Source organism: Acidibrevibacterium fodinaquatile, assembly GCF_003352165.1.
In the GTDB taxonomy this organism is placed as follows: Bacteria; Pseudomonadota; Alphaproteobacteria; order Acetobacterales; family Acetobacteraceae; genus Acidibrevibacterium; species Acidibrevibacterium fodinaquatile.
Window position 1 is genome coordinate 2,628,019 of the sequence record NZ_CP029176.1, and the last position, 18,706, is coordinate 2,646,724.

Genomic DNA, 18,706 nt, shown 5'->3' on the forward strand with positions numbered 1-18,706 from the left:
TTCGCCACATTATGGCGTATCATTAGGCATTGCCAGAATGCCGTGGCGGAAACTCAGCCAATCGCTTTCGATCACCGCGACGCATCCCCCCCAAATCAGCGCCGCGATCAGCGTCGTCGCCAGGATTTTCCGGCCGAGATAGGGCCGCTCCGGCGCGCCGCGCCAGCCGGTATGGGGGTCGGGATCGGCGGCGCTGCGCACACCGAACGGCAACACCGCAAACAGCGTCACCCACCAAATCAACACATAGAGCACCAACCCGGTGAACCAGCCCATGTTCACACCCGCAGCACGTGAATCTCGACCTGCGGGCGCTTTTGTAGCCTTCGTCCGAGCACCCGGCGCAACGCCGCCCGTGCGGCGTCAACGAGCGCTGTCTCATCCTGGCGGAGACCGGGCGATAAATCGGCGAGCGTTGCCGCGAAGTCGTCAGCCAGGGTCAGCATCTCCTCGTCATCCGGCGCCAACAGGCCCGGCGCGCTGATCTGCGCCCGCCCGCGCAGCCGCCCGGCCTGATCGACGGCAAGACTGGCAACCACCACCCCGTCGCGCAGCATCTGTCGCCGCGCCGCCATGACGACGCCCGCGAGCGGCACCAAGCGCTTGCCATCGACCGCGAAACGGCCCACGGGAACGCTTTCGTTCACCGCCGGTTCGCCGGGGCCAAACGTGAGTACGTCACCATCCTCGATCAGAATCGGCCGCGCCCCCATTTCGCGCGCGAGTTCGGCATGCGCCGTGAGATGCCGCCATTCGCCATGCACCGGCACCGCATAGCGCGGCCGCACCAAGCGATAGAGGCGGCGCAATTCATCGCGCGCCGGATGCCCCGAGACATGCACCATGTGATCGGCCTCGGTCATCACGCGCACCCCGCGGCGGACGAGATTATCCTGCACCAGCCCGATCGCACGCTCATTGCCGGGGATCACACGGCTGGAAAACAGCACGGTATCGCCCTCGCCGAACGTGATGCGGGGATGCGTATCGGCGGCGATCCGCGCCAGCGCCGAACGCGGCTCGCCCTGGCTGCCGGTGACCAGGAGGAGGAGATTGTCGTCGGGAATCTCCTCCGCCGCATCTTCGGACAGGAAGGGCGGCAGGGTCGCGAAATAGCCGCTCGCGCGCGCCGCGGCATCGAGGTTGCGCAGCGATCGGCCGACCAGCGCGACGCTCCTTCCCGCCGCCCGCGCCGCGAGTGCGACACTTTCGATGCGCGCAACGTTGGAGGCAAAACACGTGACGGCGATCCGTCCCGTCATGTCGCGGATGAGGGCGGCGAGATTGCGCCGCACCTCGGCCTCCGAGCCGGAATGGCCCTCGACCATCGCATTGGTCGAATCGCAAATCATCGCCAGCACGCCACGCTCGCCGAGCGCGGCGAGCGCCGCCTCGTCGGTTGGCGGGCCGACCAGCGGCGTCGGATCGAGCTTCCAGTCACCCGTGTGCAGGATCAACCCGGCCGGCGTTTCGATGGCCAGGGCCTGCGCCTCGGGAATGGAGTGCGCGACCGGGATCAGGCGCAGGCGAAACGGCGCGAGATCGATCTCGCCGCCGGGCGGCACGATATGGAGCGTGACCTCAGCGAGAAGCTGCGCCTCGGCGAGTTTGCGGCGCAGCATGGCGGCGGCGAAGGGTGTCGCGTAAACCGGGCAGCGCAGCCGCGGCCACAGATGCGCGACCGCCCCGATATGGTCCTCATGCGCATGGGTGATGACGAGGCCGAGCAGGGCGGCGCGGCGCGCGGCAATGAAGCCGGGATCGGGCACCAGGATCTCCGCTTCCGGAACGGCCGGCCCGGCAAAGCCGATACCACAATCGACCGCGAGCCAGCGTTCCCGGCAGCGGTAGAGATTGAAATTCATACCAATCTCGCCGGTGCCGCCGAGCGGCACGAAGGCGAAATCGTCGTTTGAGGACTCCGTCACGTGGTTTCGTTACACTCCTTGATCATGGTTGCCTCAAATCACGCGCGACCGATCCTGGTCCCAGGGCGGCGCCGGGTTGCGCGATGCCAGCAGCCGCAGCCCCTCCAGGGTGAGATCGGGGTCGATGCGGGTAATCACCTCTGTGCCCTCGGCGAGCAACGGCGCGAGGCCGCCGGTCGCAATGACCTTGAGCGTGGTCGCAAGCTCTTTCTGGATGCGCGCGACCAACCCTTCCACCAGCCCGACATAACCCCAATAAATTCCTGATTGCATGGCCGGCACCGTCGATCGCCCGATCACCCCCTGCGGCCGGCCGATGCCGATGCGCGGCAGCCGCGCCGCTGCCTGATGCAAGGCCTCGATCGAGAGATTGATGCCAGGCGCGATCGCGCCGCCGATATAGGCGCCGTCGTGATCGACGACGTCAAAGGTGGTCGCGGTGCCGAAATCGATCACCACCAGCGGGCCTTGATAGCGCTGATGTGCCGCCAGCGCGTTGACCAGCCGGTCCGCCCCGACTTCGGCGGGCTGATCGACACGGATCTCAAACCCCCAATCGAGATGCGAACGGGCGATCAGCGGCTCGACATTGAACCAGTCGCGGCACAGGCGACGCAGATGATAAAGCGCCGCCGGCACCACCGTGCCGATCACCGCGGCATCGATGCCGGCGCGATCGATACCGGTATGGGCGAGCAAGGCCAGCAACCATACCGCGTATTGATCCGAGGTATATTGCGGGTCGGTCGCGATCCGCCAGGTGCCGCGCCAGCCAGCGCCGTCATGCACCGCGAACACGACATTGGTATTGCCGGCATCAATGACGAGCAGCATGGCCTCCAATCCTTACCCCGCCGGTTGCGCGCGCCGCGCGGACGTTACGTCTGACCATCGGATCGGGTCGCGGCATCCAGCACGACTTCACCGGTCTGAAACTTCCGTATGCCGTCCTCGGTCGCTAGCAGCAATGCGCCGGCCTCGTCGAGCCCGGCGAAATAACCGTGACATCTCGCATCACCGCACGCGACCGACAACCCCGTCCCCGGCGGATGCGCGTACCCGAGCCATGCCTCTCGAAGACGCGCGAAGCCGCCCTGCTGCAACACCGCACGCCATGACGCGAGGCCGTCGAGAATCGCCGCGGCCAGGATTGCCGGCGCCGGCGGCGCCATCCGCTCGGCCAACGCCACCGTGCGGCGATCGGGAAGCGTCGGCGCCGCGACGAGATTGACGCCGAATCCGAACACCATCCAATCGCTGCGCCCGGCGGCGTCGGTCGCGCTCTCGATCAGAATGCCGGCGAGCTTGGCCCCCGCCAGCGTCACGTCATTCGGCCATTTCAGCCGCAGCTCGGCCGCCAACGCCGGCGCGACCGAAGCCAGCGCGTCGAACAACGCAACGCCGGCGAGAAGCGCCCATTGCCCGGCGATGGCAAGCGGCGTCTGCGGGCGCAAAAGCACCGACAATGCGAGATTGCCCGGCGGCGACAGCCATACCCGCTGGCCACGCCCGCGCCCGCTCGTTTGCTGACCCGCCATCACCGCCAGCCCCTCACTCTCGCCTGCCCGCGCGCGCGCGGCGCAGAGATCGGAGGTGGACGGCAGCTGCTCGTAGGTTTCGAGCCGCCACCCTCCGCCGCCCTCGCGGGCGGCAGCCATACTCACCCGAACAGCACTTTCGCCGCCGCCTCGGCCGCATTCAAGACCGGCGCCGGCAGAAGGAAGAAGAAAGCGGTAAAAATTCCGGTTGCCGCGGCGACCACCGAGAGCGACGGCGCCCGGCGGTCAAAAGCGAGGCCAGGCTCGTCGAAATACATCACTTTGATGATGCGGAGATAATAAAACGCGCCGACGACACTGGTCAGCACACCAATGACGGCGAGCACCCAGAGCCCGCTTTGGACGGCCGCGAGAAAAACATAGAGCTTGCCGAAAAACCCTGAAAGCGGCGGAATCCCGGCCATACTGAACATGAACACCGTCATCACCAAGGCCAGAGCCGGGTCGTTGCGGCCGAGACCGGCGAGATCGGCGATCGTCTCCACGGCCTTCCCGCCCCGTCGCATCGCCAAAATCACCGCAAACGTGCCGAGATTCATGAAGACGTAAACAACGAGATAAATGAGCACGCTGCGCAGGCCGGCGGCGCTGCCGCAGGCAATGCCGATCAGCACATACCCCATATGACCAATCGAGGAATACGCCATCAGGCGCTTGATGTTGGTCTGCCCGATCGCGGCCAGGGCGCCGAGAATCATCGAGGCGATGGAGATGATCTCGATCAGGGTCTGCCATTGCCCGAGCGCGTGACCGAACGGACCCATCATCACCCGCGCGAACAACACCACCGCCGCGACCTTCGGCGCGGTCGCGAAAAACGCCGTCACCGGGGTCGGCGCCCCTTCATAGACGTCTGGGGTCCACATGTGAAACGGCACCGCCGCAACCTTGAACGCAAGACCGGTTATGACAAAAACGATGCCAACGATCACCCCCGGCGAAACCGAAGTGGGATTGGCGAGCGCAAGCGCGATACCGCCGAAATCCATGCTGCCGGAAAAACCGTAGACCAAGGAAATCCCATAAAGCAGCAGCCCCGAGGCCAGCGCGCCGAGAACAAAATATTTCAGCCCCGCTTCCGCCGACCGCACATCATCGCGCGCGAAGGCGGCGAGGACGTAAATCGACAGCGATTGTAATTCGAGCCCGAGATAAAGGCTCATCATGTTCCCGGCTGACACCATGATCGTCATGCCAAGGGTTGCGAACAAGACCAGAACCGGGAACTCGAACCGCGCAATATGCGCGCGCTCGTTGAAATCGAGCGACAGCAAAACAGCGAACGCCGCCGCCGCCAGGATCAGCAATTTGGCGAAAACACTGATGGGATCCGCGAGAAATTGCCCCTCATAGGCGGAACCAAGGGAACTACCGACGATCAGCACGCCGCACAGAACAAACGCGGCAACGGTGAGCATGCTGCAAATCTGCGTCGCACCGCCAGGCTTGATGACACCAAGCAGCAGAATACCCAAGCCGCTCAGCGCCAGGACGATCTCCGGAAGAGCGAGAAACCAGTTCATCAATGCACCATCGTTTGCGCGACAGGGACGACCAATGGCAGCGCGCGATGAGGCAGCGGACGCGCCGCGATCTGGCTGCTGCCCTCGATCGCGGCGCGATGCTGCACGACCATCGCATTCACCGAACTTTCAAAGAAGTGGGTGAAACTGGAAGGATAGACGCCCATCCATAACGTCAACACGATAAGCGGCACGAACAGCGCGACCTCGCGTGGCGACAGATCGAGAATGGATTGCAGATCAGCGCGCGTAAGCCGGCCGAAAATCACCCGTCGATAAAGATAGAGCATGTAGCATGCGCCGAGGATCATGCCGCTACCGCCGAGCAGCGACAGCCAGAAATTGACCTTGAACGAGCCGAGCATGACCAGGATCTCGCCGACGAACCCCGCCGTGCCAGGCAACCCGACACTGGCCAAGGTAAACAGCATAAAGGTCACGGCATAAGCCGGCATGCGCTCGGCAAGGCCGCCATAGCGCGCGATCTCGCGGGTATGCATGCGATCATAAATGACGCCAACGCAGAGAAACAACGCACCCGAGACGATACCGTGCGAGAGCATCTGAAACAGCGCGCCGTCGATCCCCTGAATGTTGAAGGTGAAGATGCCGATCGTTACCACCGCCATATGAGCGACCGAGGAATAGGCGATCAGTTTCTTCATGTCGGTCTGCGCCAACGCGACCAAGGAGGTATAGATCACCGCAACCACCGAGAGAGCGTAGATCAGCGGCGCGAAATAGGCGGACGCCTGCGGAAGCATCGGCACCGAAAAGCGTAGGAAACCATACGCCCCCATTTTGAGCAGGACGCCGGCGAGAATGACCGACCCCGCCGTCGGCGCTTCGACATGGGCATCCGGCAACCATGTATGCACTGGCCACATCGGCACCTTCACCGCGAACGAGGCGAGGAAGGCGAGGAAAAGCCAATACTGCATATTGGTCGGGAATGCGGTGTGGAGCAGGACGGTGATGTCGGCCGTGCCAGCGCTGTACCACATTGCCAATAACGCGAGCAGCATCAACACCGAACCGGCAAGGGTATAGAGGAAAAATTTGAATGCTGAATAAACCCGCCGCGGCCCTCCCCAGATGCCGATGATCAAATACATCGGGATGAGCACACCCTCGAAAAACATATAGAAAACGACAAAATCAAGCGCGCAGAACGTGCCTACCATCATGGTCTCGAGAACCAGAAAAACCAGCATGTATTCGCGCACGTTCTTTTTCACCGCATCCCAACTCGAAAGGATGCAGATCGGCGTGAGCAGAGTCGACAGCAGAACGAAAAGGACGCTTATGCCATCAACGCCCATGCGGTATCCGACACCGAATTCGGGAAGCCAAGGAACGTTCTCGACGAACTGAAATCCGGCTTCGGAGGGGTCGAATTCGGACCATAAAAGTAAGCTCAAGGCAAAGACAATGAGACTGGTCCACAGCGCCGCCCAGCGGGCATTGGCTGCGACCAACGCTTCTTCACCGCGCAGCGAAAGAATGATCACACCACCGAGCAGTGGCAGCCAGGTGATCAGCGACAGCAGAGGAAATCCGGCCTGGTTCATCATCTCACCGAAAAATCAAAAAGATGGCAATCAGCAAAACAACGCCAACCAGCATGGAAAAAGCGTAGACGGCGATCGAGCCCGTCTGCAGCTTCACCGCTTGCTCAGAGAAATCCTCGGCCAGAGTGGCAACGCCATTGGGAACGCCGTCGATGATCGTCGCATCGCCGACCTGCCACAACAATCGCGCAACGGCGAACGCGGGCCGTACGAACACCAGATCATAGAGCTCGTCGAAATACCATTTGTTGAGCAGGAAGCGATAGAGCGGTGCGAACCGTGCCGCGAGACGTCCGGGCAGATCGGTCGCGAACATATACATGTAATAGGCGAGCGCGATACCGAGCACCGCGCAAACACTCGGTGCGAGCGCTGCCCACACCGGAATATCCTCGAGCCGCGCCAACACGTGGTTGCCGGCGGCATTGGCGATACTGCCACGCCAGAACTCATGCCAGTCGGCGCCGATGAAAAGGTCACGCAGCGAGAAACCGGCGACCAACGCGCCGATGGCGAGCACGACCAGCGGCAAGGTCATGACCAACGGGCTCTCATGCACATGCGCGACCACGTCACGATCGGCGCGGGACTTGCCGTGGAACGTCATCAGCAACAACCGCCAGGAGTAAAAGGCGGTCAGAAATGCCGCCAGCACGCCGCAGACGAAGCCATAGATCGCCGACGGGCTGCCATTCGCGAAAGCCGCTTCCAAAATCGCGTCCTTCGAGAAATATCCGGCAAAAGGATAGATGCCGGCAAGTGCCAGGCTCCCTACCCACATCACCGCATAGGTCAGCGGAATCTTCGTCCACAACCCGCCCATGCGCCGCATGTCCTGCTCGTCCGACATCGCGTGAATGACCGAACCGGCGCTGAGAAACAGCAACGCCTTAAAGAAAGCATGCGTGATGAGGTGAAAAATCGACACCTGATAGGCACCGGCTCCGGCAGCCACGAACATATAACCGAGCTGCGAGCACGTCGAATACGCAATCACCCGCTTGATGTCGTTTTGAACACAACCAATGGTCGCCGCAAACAGCGCCGTGGTGCCGCCGACGACCGTGATGACACCGAGCGCGACAGGCGCGTGCTCGAGAATCGGCGAGACACGGGCCATCAGAAAAACCCCGGCGGTCACCATCGTCGCTGCGTGGATCAAGGCGGAAACCGGCGTCGGTCCCTCCATCGCGTCCGGCAGCCAGACATGCAGCCCGATCTGCGCCGATTTCCCGGTGGCCCCGATAAACAGCAATATGCCGATCACCTCGAAAGCGCGGTCATTCGCCCCGAAAAGCGCGTAGGTGTCGTTGATGTGCTGTGGTACGGCGGCAAAAATGGTCGAAAACGAAATCGAGCCGAATAGAAAGAAAATCATCGCAATCCCAACGGCGAAGAAGAGATCACCGATGCGATTGACAACGAAGGCCTTGATCGCCGCGGCGCAAGCACTCGGCTTTTCGTACCAATAGCCGATCAGCAGATAGCTCGCGACGCCAACCCCCTCCCAGCCAAAAAACAATTGCAACAAATTATTGGCTGTGACCAGCATCAACATGGCGAAGCTGAAGAACGAAAGATAACTGAAAAACCGCGCAACCGGCTTATGCTCGTGAGCCATGTAGCCGACGCTGTAGATGTGGATCAGGGTCGCAACAAAAGTGACCATCGCCACCATAACGGCGGACAAGGTATCGTAGCGCAGCGCCCACGAGACATGAAACGACCCGGCCGACAGCCATTCACCCAGTGTTACCTCACCACGCGGCGCCCCACCCCACACCAGCTGGACGAACGCGGTCTCCCCGCAAATGGTCGCAAGCACCATGCACGCGATCGTAACCGCCATGGCGGCCTTATCGCCGATGACGCGGCCCAACAGACCGGCGACAGCGGAGCCAAAAAGAGGCGCGAGAACAGCAATGGCGTAAATCATTCTCAGCCCCTCATCAGATTGACGTCCTCGACCTCGATCGAGCCGCGATTGCGGAAATAGATGACAACGATGGCAAGCCCGATCGCAGCCTCGGCCGCCGCGACGGTGAGCACGAACATCGCGAAAACCTGACCGACGAGATCGCCAAGCGCCGCCGAGAAAGCAACCAGATTGATGTTCACCGCGAGCAGAATCAGTTCAATCGACATCAGGATGATAATGATGTTCTTCCGATTGAGAAAAATCCCAAACACTCCGAGAACCAGTAAAATCGCCGAAACCACCAGGTAATGTCCAAGGCCGATCATCGTCTTTCAATGCCCCTCGTCATGATGAACAGCACCGTGATGGGTGGCCGACATGTCCGGCGCCACGGGCTCAGGCAATGGACGCCGGAAACTCTCCGGCGGCGTTGCAGCATTGAGCGCCATCGGCACCATCTCCAGGGATAGCGCTGCGCTCCGCGCAACCTGGCGCGCGATGACCTGGCGCCGGGAAATGCTGCGATCACGTAGCGTGAGCACGATAGCGCCGATCATCGCCACCAGCAGCACCAGCCCTGCCAATTGAAACAGCAGGACATTGTGGGTATAGAGCACATCCCCCAGCGCTGCGGTATTTTGGACTTTGGCAATCATCGGCGCCGCGCGAAGGGTCGACATGGTCGGCGCAAAATGCCATGTCCCGAGCACCAATAGCAATTCGATGAACAAAACCAGACCAACCATCGCACCAATGGGTGCGTAACGCTGAACCCCTTCGCGCAGCTCAACGAAATTCACGTCGAGCATCATGACGACGAACAGAAACAAAACGGCGACGGCGCCGACATAGACGATGACCAAAATCATCGCCAAAAACTCCGCGCCATCGAGCAAAAATAGCCCGGCCGCGTTGAAGAAGGCGAGAATCAAGAAAAGAACCGAATGCACCGGGTTGCGCGCGCTCACCACCAACGCCGCAGAGGCAAGCAAAATCACGGCAAACACATAAAAGGCGATCATCGTGATCATGATGCCGGAGGTCTCCGCCCAATCATCTCGTTTCGTTCAGCGATACGGCGCATCGCGTTCAATCCGCTTGGCGATTTCGCTTTCCCAGCGATCGCCATTCGCAAGCAGACGATCCTTATTGTACATCAGCTCTTCACGCGTCTCTGTCGCGAATTCGAAATTCGGGCCTTCAACAATCGCATCGACCGGGCAAGCCTCCTCGCAAAGGCCGCAATAGATGCACTTCGTCATATCTATGTCATAGCGCGTCGTGCGCCGGGAGCCATCAGCACGCGGTTCGGCCTCGATAGTGATCGCCTGCGCCGGGCAGATCGCTTCACAGAGCTTGCATGCGATACAACGTTCTTCGCCATTCGGGTAGCGGCGGAGCGCATGCTCGCCCTTGAAACGCGGGCTGATCGGATTTTTCTCGTAGGGATAATTAAGCGTCGCCTTCGGTTTGAAGAAATAGCGCAGCGTGAGACCGAGCCCGACCAGGATGTCACCGAGAAAAAATCCCCGCGCGGTGCGTTGCAAAAATGCCATAGCTTAGTGTCCCTTCCGGCCCTGGCGCACGAAACCACGCATGTTCGCCATCACGCCGCTCCCTGCGGTAGCCAGCCCATCGCCATCAAAAACCCCGCAGTCAGAACCAGCCAAAACAGCGACAATGGCAAGAATACTTTCCATCCGAGGCGCATGAGTTGGTCGTAACGATAGCGAGGAAACGTACCGCGCACCCAAATGAACACGAACATGCACAGCAGTATCTTGAGAATGAACCAGATCGGTCCCGGCAGCCACGTGAACGGCGCGATCCCGAACGGCGCCAGCCAGCCACCGAGGAACAGGATCGAGGTCATCGCGCTCATCAAAAACATGTTCGCATATTCGCCAAGGAAAAACAGGGCAAACGCCATGGCGCTGTATTCAACGAAAAACCCAGCGACGATCTCGCTTTCCCCCTCCGGCAGATCGAACGGCGAGCGATTGGTTTCGGCAAGCCCCGATATGAAAAAAACAACAAACATCGGCAGCAGCGGAATACAAAACCAGACATGCCGCTGCGCCAGAACAATGTCGTTTAGATTGAGGCTGCCAACGCAAAGCAGAACCGAAACCATGACAAAGCCGATGGAAACCTCATAGCTCACCATTTGCGCTGCCGAACGCAAGGCGCCGAGAAAGGCATATTTCGAATTGCTCGCCCAGCCGGCGATGATGATGCCATAGACGCCGAGCGAGCTGATCGCGAAAAGATAAAGTACACCGACATTGATCTTGGCGACCGCCCAACCATCATTGACCGGGATCACCGCCCAAGCGATCATCGCAAGTGTAAAAGTGATCATCGGGGCGAGCAGGAATAAAACCCGATTAGCGCCCGCCGGGATGATGGTTTCCTTCATCAGCATTTTGCCGGCATCGGCAAAAGCCTGCAAAAGCCCGAACCAGCCAACGACATTCGGCCCCTTGCGGAGTTGGATCGCCGCGAGAATTTTGCGCTCGGCATAGGTCGCATAAGCGACGCCGATCAGCAGCGGCACCAATATCGCCAGGGCCTCCAGCACCAGCAGGATCAGGACGCCGAGGGGTGTTGCAAAAAAAGCCGCCATCACACCTACTCCGCCGCTTCCGCAACACTTGGGTAATAGGCCGCCGCGCACGCCGTCATGGTCGGGCTGGCGCGGCTGATAGGATCGGTCTGGTAGTAATTCGCAACCGCCGGCTCAAACGGCGCCATCCCGAGCGCATCGGGATTGCCAGCGGGTGGCGTCAGATCAACCGCGCCACGCCGGGGCAACTCATCGGTGCGCCCAAAAACCGGGGCAACGGCGATAAGACGCTGGCGTAATGCCGAAAGATCATCATAGGGTAAGCGATGACCTAGGGTTTCCGCGAACGCACGCAGAATGCGCCAATCTTCGCGCGCCTCGCCAGGCGGAAAAACCGCAAACTCGCTGCGCTGAACACGCCCCTCAGTATTGACATAGGTGCCGCTCTTTTCCGTGTAAGCGGCCCCGGGGAGAACGACATCGGCGCGCGCCGCGCCACGATCGCCATGATGCCCTTGGTAGACCACGAAAGTTTCGGCGCCGACTGCCGCCATGTCGATCTCGTCAGCACCGAGCAGCCAAAGCACATCAACGCCGCCCGCCATCATTGCCGCGATATCCTTGCCGCCCGCGCCCGGCAGAAAACCAAGGTCGAGCGCCCCGACGCGCGCCGCCGCGGTATGCAGCATATTGAAACCGTGCCAGTCAGGATCGAGCGCCCCGCATTCTGCCGCGAGTGCCCACGCCGCCGCGAGCACCGCCGCGCCGTCGGCGCGACGCAGCGCACCCTGCCCAAGAATGATCATCGGCCGCTTGGCCTCGCGCAACACACCCGCGAACGGCAGCGTGCCGCGCCGCAGTTCCGCAAGCGCCTGCGGCGAATCGCCGAGCCATTCTGCCGGATAGGTCAGATCGGCGCGCGCACCGATGGCGGCGATACTGATCGGGCTCGCGAGCCACCGCTTGCGGATACGCGCATTAAGCACCGGCGCTTCACGCCGCGGGTTGGCGCCGATGATGAGGATGGCATCCGCGTCTTCAATACCGGCGATGGTGCTATTGAACAGATAGAAATCGCGCCGCGTCGCATCGAGTTGCGCGCCATCCTGGCGGCAATCGAGATTGGCGGAGCCAAGCGTCGCCATCAGATCCTTGAGCGCCAGCATGCTCTCGGCATCACAAAGATCGCCAGCAATGGCGCCGATACGCGCCGGATCGCGTCCCTTGATCTGGCTCGCGATGGCAAGAAACGCTTCCCGCCAGCTCGCCTCGACGAGCTTGCCGTCTTTCTTCACCCACGGCCGATCGAGGCGCCGGCGCTTCAAACCATCGACCGCAAAACGCGACTTATCGCCGAGCCATTCTTCGTTCACGTCTTCGTTCAGGCGCGGCAAAATGCGTAGAACTTCCGGGCCGCGCGCATCGATGCGAATATTGCAGCCAACCGCGTCGAGAACATCGATCCCATCGGTTTTCTTCAATTCCCATGAGCGCGCAACGAAAGCGTAAGGTTTCGAGGTCAATGCGCCGACTGGGCAAATATCGATGAGATTTCCCGAGAGTTCAGAACTGAGCGCGCGTTCGACATAAGTGCCGATTTCCATATTTTCGCCGCGCCCGGTGGCGCCAAGCTCCGGCACACCGGCGATTTCCGCGGCAAACCGCACGCAACGCGTACATTGGATACAGCGCGTCATCACGGTTTTGACGAGCGGGCCAAGATTTTTATCTTTGACCGCCCGCTTGCTTTCACGATAGCGCGAATGATCCATGCCGTAGCCCATGGATTGATCTTGCAAATCGCATTCGCCGCCTTGATCGCAAATCGGGCAATCGAGCGGATGGTTGATCAGCAAGAACTCCATCACGCCGCGCCGCGCCTGGCGCACCATCGGGCTGTCGGTCTTCACCACCATCCCATCGGCGACCGGAAAGGCACATGAGGCCACCGGCTTTGGCGATTTCTCGACTTCGACCAGGCACATTCGGCAATTGCCGGCAACCGACAGCCGATCATGATAACAAAAGCGCGGGATCTCCTTGCCCGCAAGCTCCGCCGCCTGCAGCACCGAGGCCCCATTGGGCACCTCAACCTCGATGCCGTCCACCGTCACCTTTGCCATTGGCCTACTCCGCCGCCATCTTGAGGCCGCGCGCTTTGAAAGCGGCAATGCGCGCTTCGATCTCCGGGCGAAAATGCCTGATCAAGCCCTGGATCGGCCACGCCGCCGCGTCACCGAGCGCGCAAATCGTGTGCCCCTCGACCTGCCGTGTCACCTGGTCGAGACTATCGATTTCCTCAATCTCGGCGCGGCCTTCGACCAGCCGATCCATCACGCGCATCATCCAGCCAGTACCCTCGCGGCACGGCGTGCACTGGCCGCAGCTCTCATGTTTGTAAAAATGAGAAAGTCGTGCAATCGCCTTGATGATATCAGTGGATTTGTCCATGACGATCACCGCCGCGGTGCCGAGCCCGCTCCGCACCTCGCGTAGACTATCGAAATCCATGAGCACGGTATCGCAAATTTCCTTCGGCAACACCGGAACCGAAGACCCGCCGGGAATAACGGCGAGGAGATTATCCCAACCGCCACGCACACCACCAGCATAACGGTCGATCAATTCGCGCAGCGGAATCCCAAGCTCTTCCTCGACATTGCACGGTTTGTTGACGTGACCCGAAATGCAAAAAACCTTGGTGCCGGTGTTTTTCGGGCGCCCGAGCGCCGAAAACCAAGCCGCCCCCCGGCGCAAAATCGTTGGTGTAACGGCGATACTTTCGACATTGTTCACCGTCGTCGGGCAGCCATAGAGACCGACCGCGGCCGGAAAGGGCGGCTTAAGCCGCGGCATGCCCTTTTTACCTTCCAGGCTTTCGAGCAAAGCGGTCTCCTCGCCGCAAATGTAGGCGCCGGCACCGCGATGCAGATAGAGATCGAAATCCCAGCCAGAACCACACGCATTACGCCCGATCAGCCCGGCCTCATAAGCCTCATCGATCGCCGCCTGCAGATGCCGCGCCTCATTATAGAATTCGCCACGGATATAGATGTAGGCAGCGTGCGCACCCATCGCGAAAGAGGCAACCAAGCAGCCTTCGATCAATTTGTGCGGGTCATGCCGGATGATATCGCGATCTTTGCAGGTGCCAGGCTCGCTTTCATCGGCATTGACCACGAGATAACTCGGCCGACCGTCCGATTGCTTCGGCATGAACGACCATTTCATGCCGGTCGGGAAGCCGGCGCCGCCGCGGCCGCGCAAACCGGACGCCTTGATGTCCTCAACGATCGCATCGCGCCCGCGCGCCAAAATCGCCGCCGTGCCGTCCCAGTCGCCGCGAGCACGGGCACCGGCGAGACGCCAATCATGCGCGCCATAGAGATTGGTAAAGATGCGATCCTTATCGCTCAGCATCGCCTCATTCTCCGCCCGGCGGCATCGGGCCCGCCGCGAAATCCAGTGTCGTCAATGTCATCGGGCCACCCTCCGGCGCCGAAGTCTGGCGGCCAATCATCGAGCCGGGCGGCGGCGGGGCATCGCGCCGCAACCCATCGAGCAGCCTCTCGGTCGTCGTCGCGTCCATATCTTCGTAGAAATCGTCATTGACTTGTAAAATCGGCGCATTGACGCAAGCGCCAAGGCACTCAACCTCGGTCATGGTGAAAAGACCGTCGGCGCTGGTTTCACCGAAATGGCGAATGCCGGTCACGCGCTTGCAAGTTTCCACCACCGCCTCCGAACCGCGCAGCCAGCAAGGCGTCGTCGTGCAAACCTGCAAATGCCATTTGCCGACCGGCTTCGTATTGAACATGAAGTAGAATGTTGCGACCTCGTAGACGCGAATTGGCGGCATCCCGAGCCGCGCGGCGATGGCATCCATCGCCGCGCGCGGAACCCAGGCGCTGTCGGTTTCGCGCTTCATCTGACGTTGCGCGAGATCAAGTAGCGGCAGCACCGCGCTCGCCTGGCGGCCTTCAGGATACTTTTTCAGAATAGCGCTGATCTGGGCTTCACTTTCGGCATCGAAGACAAACACCGTCGGCTCGACGCCATGACGATGAGATGTGGTCGCGTTTTCTGTCATTGCCATCTTACCGGTCGATTTCGCCGAATACGATATCGAGTGAACCGATGATCGCCACCGTATCGGCCAGCATATGTCGTCGGGACATCATGTCGATCGCCTGCAAATGAGCAAACCCGGTCGGGCGAATTTTGCAGCGATAGGGCTTGTTGCTGCCGTCTGCGACGAGATACACGCCAAACTCCCCCTTCGGGCTTTCGACGACCGTGTAGGTCGCGCCTTCCGGGACGTGATAGCCTTCGGTGTAAAGCTTGAAATGATGGATCAACGATTCCATCGAATGTTTCATGTCGGCGCGAGGCGGCGGCGTGAATTTGTGATCGCGAATTTTCACCGGACCCGGCTTCATCTGCGCAAGGCACTGCCGAATGATCTTCACGCTTTCACGCATCTCCGCGATGCGCACCAAATAGCGATCATAGCAATCGCCATGGCGCCCAACCGGGACCGCAAACTCGACCCGATGATACATCTCATAGGGTTGTGCGCGACGCAGATCCCAGGGCACACCGCTGGCGCGAAGACAGGGGCCAGAGAACCCCCAAGCCAACGCCTCCTCAGCCGAGACCACGCCGATATCGACCAGCCGCTGCTTCCAGATCCGGTTCTCGGTGAGCAACTCCTCGAGATCGTCGATAAATTTCGGAAAACTCTCGGCCCAGGTGGCGATCTTGTCTTCAAGCCCGGCCGGGAGATCCTTGGCAACACCACCCGGGCGATAATAATTGGCGTGCAGCCGCGCCCCCGACGCCGCTTCATGGAATTCGAGCAGCTTCTCGCGTTCCTCAAAGCCCCAGAGCGAAGGCGTGATCGCGCCGACATCGAGGGCATAGGTGGTAATGTTCAAAAGATGATTGAGAATACGCGTGATTTCGGCAAACAGCGTGCGGATCCATTGGCCGCGCTCGGGCACCTCGATGCCAAGCAGCTTTTCCACCGCAAGCGCGAAGGCCTGCTCCTCACACATCGGCGAGACGTAATCGAGCCGATCGAAATAAGGCACCGCCTGCATATAGGATTTGTATTCGATCAGCTTTTCGGTGCCGCGATGGAGAAGCCCGATATGCGGATCGGCGCGCGCGACCATTTCGCCGTCCATCTCCAGCACCAGGCGCAACACGCCGTGCGCCGCCGGATGCTGAGGGCCGAAATTCATCGCATGGCTGTCAATCTCAACGGTTTTGCGCAAACGCTCGCCGGCCGCGCCGCTGGTCGCGTCGTCCATCAGTCGGTCCTTTTCGTCGCTGCGCCACCGGTGCGCATCGCATGCGCCTTTTCGTCGCCGGGCAGCGTCGTGATGCCTTCCCACGGCGAGACGAAATCGAACGAGCGGAATTCCTGGGTCAGAGCCACCGGCTCGTAAACCACCGCCTTGCGTTCGTCGTCGTAACGCACTTCAACATAACCGGTGAGCGGAAAATCCTTGCGCAACGGATGCCCGTCAAACCCGTAATCGGTGAGAATGCGGCGATGATCAGGCTGACCGGCGAAAAGAATGCCGAACAGATCCCACGCCTCACGCTCCCACCAAGTCGCCGCCGGCCAGATCGCGCACACCGAGGGCACGAGCGCCGTCTCGTCGGTGGTCACGATTACCCGGATGCGATGATTGCGCGAGACCGACAGCAGATTATAAACGACCTCGAAACGCTCTGGCCGCTGCGGCCAGTCGACACCACAAAGATCCATCAATTGCTCGCAGGCAAACCGCGGATCATCGCGGAGCGTCAGCATCAACGGCACCAGCGCATCGCGCTGGACATGCGCCACCACTTCACCCTTTTCCACCGCCACCCGCGCAACGCCGGGCAGGCTCGCGACCTCCTGCGCCAAATGTTCGGCTGGCGAGGGCATGGCAGCGAGGCCCTCCTGCCCTTCCTCCTCAGCCACGGAGAATGGTTCCCGTGCGGCGAATTTTTTTCTGCAATTGCAGAATGCCGTAGACCAATGCCTCCGCCGTCGGCGGGCAGCCGGGGACATAGATATCGACCGGCACGACACGGTCGCAGCCGCGCACCACGGCATAGGAATAGTGATAATAGCCGCCGCCATTGGCGCAGCTTCCCATGCTGATCACCCAACGCGGCTCGGGCATCTGGTCATAAACCTTGCGCAAGGCCGGCGCCATTTTGTTGGTGAGCGTGCCAGCGACGATCATCACGTCGCTCTGACGTGGGCTCGCGCGCGGGATGATGCCGAAGCGATCGAGATCGTAGCGCGGCATATAGGCGTGGATCATCTCGACGGCGCAGCAGGCGAGGCCGAAGGTCATCGGCCACAGGCTTCCGGTGCGCGCCCAGTTCACCAACTTGTCGAGCTGCGCGACGATGAAACCCTTGCCGGCAATCTCGCCGGTGATGCCCTTGATCACCGCGTCCTGCTCGGCACCCGGCCCCAGAAGATCACGGTTCCAGGCAATCTCGGGCGAATATGCGCTCATCGCTGCTCTCCTACGTCTCTCATTCCCAGTCGAGGGCGCCTTTACGCCACTCATAGACGAACCCGACCGTCAGCACGCCGAGGAAGCCGAACATCGACAAAAGCCCAAACAGACCGATGTGCGACAGGCTCACCGCCCAGGGAAATAAAAACGCCACTTCCAGATCGAAAATGATGAACAAGATGGCAACGAGGTAGAATCGCACATCGAAGCGCCGGCGGGCATCGTCGAATGGCTCAAAGCCGCATTCATAAGCGGACAATTTTTCAGGGTAGGGTTTTTGGCGCGCAAGCAGCAGCGAGCCCGCCACCATCGCCACCGCGATGACCCCGGCGATGGCCAGAAAAACCACGATAGGCAAATAATTGAACAACAATCCTGGCATGCGAATCACCCAATTTTGCACCGCAGCGAGATGAGACTAATCCCATCCCGCTGCCACCACCAGTCCGGGCGCAGTAAAAAAGCCGCAAATGCCAAACTCGTCATCAGCATGACGTCGTGACGTCCGAACGCTGCCCGGCATTCACGCTGCGGGCAAAGGATGGCGCGAGTGACGGGGCTCGAACCCGCGACCTCCGGCGTGACAGGCCGGCGCTCTAACCAACTGAGCTACACCCGCAATCCAGGAGGGCCGTCTAAAGCGCCGCCGCCCTCCCGTCAAGCAAGCTCGCGACAAAACATGGGCGGTGACGGGATCGAACCGCCGACCCTCTCGGTGTAAACGAGACGCTCTACCGCTGAGCTAACCGCCCGCGGCAAGCCGCTAATTCACCGCGTCTTTAAGGGTCTTACCGGGCTTGAAGCGCACCGAGTTGGAAGCCGGAATCTTAATCTCCTCGCCGGTGCGAGGGTTATGGCCGGTCGTTGCCTTACGCTTGGCGGTCACGAACGTCCCGAAGCCGATCAGCCGCACTTCTTCCTGCTTTTTCAGCGCCCCTTCGATCGCGGCGAACACCGCGTCCACCACTTCGGTCGCCTTGGTCTTGGGCAGATCACTCTGTTCCGCCACGGCGGCAATCAAATCCATCTTGTTCACGCACAAGCCTCCCTTGAAACAGGACGGTGAAAATCAATCTACGCGCGGGAAGGACACTAGAAGGCATATTTC

19 protein-coding genes and 2 tRNA genes are annotated in these 18,706 nt (G+C 60.8%); all 21 read right to left on the reverse strand.

Annotation, left to right across the window (positions count from 1 at the left end; genetic code table 11):
• Window positions 1–9 precede the first annotated feature (9 nt).
• Complete coding sequence (locus DEF76_RS12525) at window positions 10–276, reverse strand: DUF1467 family protein (protein ID WP_114912629.1); 267 nt, start codon at window positions 274–276, stop codon at window positions 10–12.
• 2 nt (window positions 277–278) lie between these two features.
• Window positions 279–1,865 (reverse strand): ribonuclease J, encoded by a 1,587-nt coding sequence (locus DEF76_RS12530; RefSeq protein ID WP_114913869.1) that lies wholly within the window; start codon window positions 1,863–1,865, stop codon window positions 279–281.
• A 96-nt stretch (window positions 1,866–1,961) separates the two neighbouring features.
• The gene (locus DEF76_RS12535) at window positions 1,962–2,762 is read right to left on the reverse strand and encodes a type III pantothenate kinase (protein WP_114912630.1); all 801 of its coding nucleotides are present in this window, start codon (window positions 2,760–2,762) and stop codon (window positions 1,962–1,964) included.
• 44 nt (window positions 2,763–2,806) lie between these two features.
• Window positions 2,807–3,586 carry a biotin--[acetyl-CoA-carboxylase] ligase gene (locus DEF76_RS12540; protein WP_114912631.1) on the reverse strand — a complete coding sequence of 260 codons (780 nt, stop codon included), beginning with the start codon at window positions 3,584–3,586 and terminating at the stop codon, window positions 2,807–2,809.
• A 2-nt stretch (window positions 3,587–3,588) separates the two neighbouring features.
• Window positions 3,589–5,010, reverse strand: coding sequence for an NADH-quinone oxidoreductase subunit NuoN (gene nuoN, locus DEF76_RS12545; protein WP_114912632.1), 1,422 nt, complete (start codon window positions 5,008–5,010; stop codon window positions 3,589–3,591).
• Window positions 5,010–6,581: an NADH-quinone oxidoreductase subunit M gene (locus DEF76_RS12550; protein ID WP_114913870.1), complete on the reverse strand. Its 1,572-nt coding sequence runs from the start codon at window positions 6,579–6,581 to the stop codon at window positions 5,010–5,012. The genes nuoN and DEF76_RS12550 overlap by 1 nt, the downstream gene beginning before the upstream one ends.
• A 4-nt stretch (window positions 6,582–6,585) precedes the next feature.
• Entirely contained in the window at window positions 6,586–8,517 is a 1,932-nt protein-coding gene (gene nuoL / locus DEF76_RS12555) for an NADH-quinone oxidoreductase subunit L (protein ID WP_114912633.1), read from the reverse strand.
• Between the two features lie 2 nt (window positions 8,518–8,519).
• Entirely contained in the window at window positions 8,520–8,825 is a 306-nt protein-coding gene (gene nuoK / locus DEF76_RS12560) for an NADH-quinone oxidoreductase subunit NuoK (protein WP_114912634.1), read from the reverse strand.
• Window positions 8,826–8,831: 6 nt separating this feature from the next.
• Complete coding sequence (locus DEF76_RS12565; protein ID WP_114912635.1) at window positions 8,832–9,530, reverse strand: NADH-quinone oxidoreductase subunit J; 699 nt, start codon at window positions 9,528–9,530, stop codon at window positions 8,832–8,834.
• A 36-nt stretch (window positions 9,531–9,566) separates the two neighbouring features.
• A complete protein-coding gene (gene nuoI / locus DEF76_RS12570) occupies window positions 9,567–10,055 on the reverse strand; it encodes an NADH-quinone oxidoreductase subunit NuoI (protein WP_114912636.1) in 489 nt (162 codons plus the stop codon).
• Window positions 10,056–10,105: 50 nt separating this feature from the next.
• Window positions 10,106–11,125, reverse strand: coding sequence for an NADH-quinone oxidoreductase subunit NuoH (gene nuoH, locus DEF76_RS12575; RefSeq protein WP_205215996.1), 1,020 nt, complete (start codon window positions 11,123–11,125; stop codon window positions 10,106–10,108).
• A gap of 5 nt (window positions 11,126–11,130) precedes the next feature.
• On the reverse strand, window positions 11,131–13,188 hold the full coding sequence (gene nuoG, locus DEF76_RS12580; protein WP_114912638.1) for an NADH-quinone oxidoreductase subunit NuoG: 2,058 nt from the start codon (window positions 13,186–13,188) through the stop codon (window positions 11,131–11,133).
• A gap of 4 nt (window positions 13,189–13,192) precedes the next feature.
• Window positions 13,193–14,485, reverse strand: a complete 1,293-nt coding sequence (nuoF, locus tag DEF76_RS12585; RefSeq protein WP_114912639.1) for an NADH-quinone oxidoreductase subunit NuoF — start codon at window positions 14,483–14,485, stop codon at window positions 13,193–13,195.
• A gap of 4 nt (window positions 14,486–14,489) precedes the next feature.
• Complete coding sequence (locus DEF76_RS12590; RefSeq protein WP_408842174.1) at window positions 14,490–15,161, reverse strand: complex I 24 kDa subunit family protein; 672 nt, start codon at window positions 15,159–15,161, stop codon at window positions 14,490–14,492.
• Between the two features lies 1 nt (window position 15,162).
• Window positions 15,163–16,380 (reverse strand): NADH-quinone oxidoreductase subunit D, encoded by a 1,218-nt coding sequence (locus DEF76_RS12595; RefSeq protein WP_114912640.1) that lies wholly within the window; start codon window positions 16,378–16,380, stop codon window positions 15,163–15,165.
• Window positions 16,380–17,009: an NADH-quinone oxidoreductase subunit C gene (locus tag DEF76_RS12600; protein ID WP_114913872.1), complete on the reverse strand. Its 630-nt coding sequence runs from the start codon at window positions 17,007–17,009 to the stop codon at window positions 16,380–16,382. The genes DEF76_RS12595 and DEF76_RS12600 overlap by 1 nt, the downstream gene beginning before the upstream one ends.
• 28 nt (window positions 17,010–17,037) lie before the next feature.
• Window positions 17,038–17,595: a NuoB/complex I 20 kDa subunit family protein gene (locus DEF76_RS12605; RefSeq protein WP_114912641.1), complete on the reverse strand. Its 558-nt coding sequence runs from the start codon at window positions 17,593–17,595 to the stop codon at window positions 17,038–17,040.
• A 19-nt stretch (window positions 17,596–17,614) separates the two neighbouring features.
• The gene (locus tag DEF76_RS12610; protein ID WP_114913873.1) at window positions 17,615–17,980 is read right to left on the reverse strand and encodes an NADH-quinone oxidoreductase subunit A; all 366 of its coding nucleotides are present in this window, start codon (window positions 17,978–17,980) and stop codon (window positions 17,615–17,617) included.
• 160 nt (window positions 17,981–18,140) lie between these two features.
• Window positions 18,141–18,217, reverse strand: a tRNA-Asp gene (locus DEF76_RS12615).
• A 61-nt stretch (window positions 18,218–18,278) separates the two neighbouring features.
• A tRNA-Val gene (locus DEF76_RS12620) sits at window positions 18,279–18,350 on the reverse strand.
• An 11-nt stretch (window positions 18,351–18,361) separates the two neighbouring features.
• A complete protein-coding gene (locus DEF76_RS12625) occupies window positions 18,362–18,625 on the reverse strand; it encodes an HU family DNA-binding protein (protein ID WP_114913874.1) in 264 nt (87 codons plus the stop codon).
• Between the last annotated feature and the right edge of the window lie 81 nt (window positions 18,626–18,706).

Excerpts from the sequence above, each read along its gene's own strand:
- DEF76_RS12530 (WP_114913869.1), bottom strand. The coding sequence starts at position 1,865 with ATGAATTTCAATCTCTACCGCTGCCGGGAACGCTGGCTCGCGGTCGAT.
- nuoI (WP_114912636.1), bottom strand. The coding sequence starts at position 10,055 with ATGGCATTTTTGCAACGCACCGCGCGGGGATTTTTTCTCGGTGACATC.
- DEF76_RS12600 (WP_114913872.1), bottom strand. The coding sequence starts at position 17,009 with ATGCCCTCGCCAGCCGAACATTTGGCGCAGGAGGTCGCGAGCCTGCCC.
- nuoH (WP_205215996.1), bottom strand. The coding sequence starts at position 11,125 with ATGGCGGCTTTTTTTGCAACACCCCTCGGCGTCCTGATCCTGCTGGTG.
- DEF76_RS12535 (WP_114912630.1), bottom strand. The coding sequence starts at position 2,762 with ATGCTGCTCGTCATTGATGCCGGCAATACCAATGTCGTGTTCGCGGTG.
- DEF76_RS12550 (WP_114913870.1), bottom strand. The coding sequence starts at position 6,581 with ATGAACCAGGCCGGATTTCCTCTGCTGTCGCTGATCACCTGGCTGCCA.
- DEF76_RS12610 (WP_114913873.1), bottom strand. The coding sequence starts at position 17,980 with ATGCCAGGATTGTTGTTCAATTATTTGCCTATCGTGGTTTTTCTGGCC.
- nuoG (WP_114912638.1), bottom strand. The coding sequence starts at position 13,188 with ATGGCAAAGGTGACGGTGGACGGCATCGAGGTTGAGGTGCCCAATGGG.
- nuoK (WP_114912634.1), bottom strand. The coding sequence starts at position 8,825 with ATGATCGGCCTTGGACATTACCTGGTGGTTTCGGCGATTTTACTGGTT.
- DEF76_RS12590 (WP_408842174.1), bottom strand. The coding sequence starts at position 15,161 with ATGGCAATGACAGAAAACGCGACCACATCTCATCGTCATGGCGTCGAG.
- nuoL (WP_114912633.1), bottom strand. The coding sequence starts at position 8,517 with ATGATTTACGCCATTGCTGTTCTCGCGCCTCTTTTTGGCTCCGCTGTC.
- nuoF (WP_114912639.1), bottom strand. The coding sequence starts at position 14,485 with ATGCTGAGCGATAAGGATCGCATCTTTACCAATCTCTATGGCGCGCAT.
- DEF76_RS12605 (WP_114912641.1), bottom strand. The coding sequence starts at position 17,595 with ATGAGCGCATATTCGCCCGAGATTGCCTGGAACCGTGATCTTCTGGGG.
- nuoN (WP_114912632.1), bottom strand. The coding sequence starts at position 5,010 with ATGAACTGGTTTCTCGCTCTTCCGGAGATCGTCCTGGCGCTGAGCGGC.
- DEF76_RS12595 (WP_114912640.1), bottom strand. The coding sequence starts at position 16,380 with ATGGACGACGCGACCAGCGGCGCGGCCGGCGAGCGTTTGCGCAAAACC.
- DEF76_RS12540 (WP_114912631.1), bottom strand. The coding sequence starts at position 3,586 with ATGGCTGCCGCCCGCGAGGGCGGCGGAGGGTGGCGGCTCGAAACCTAC.
- DEF76_RS12565 (WP_114912635.1), bottom strand. The coding sequence starts at position 9,530 with ATGATCACGATGATCGCCTTTTATGTGTTTGCCGTGATTTTGCTTGCC.
- DEF76_RS12625 (WP_114913874.1), bottom strand. The coding sequence starts at position 18,625 with ATGGATTTGATTGCCGCCGTGGCGGAACAGAGTGATCTGCCCAAGACC.
- DEF76_RS12525 (WP_114912629.1), bottom strand. The coding sequence starts at position 276 with ATGGGCTGGTTCACCGGGTTGGTGCTCTATGTGTTGATTTGGTGGGTG.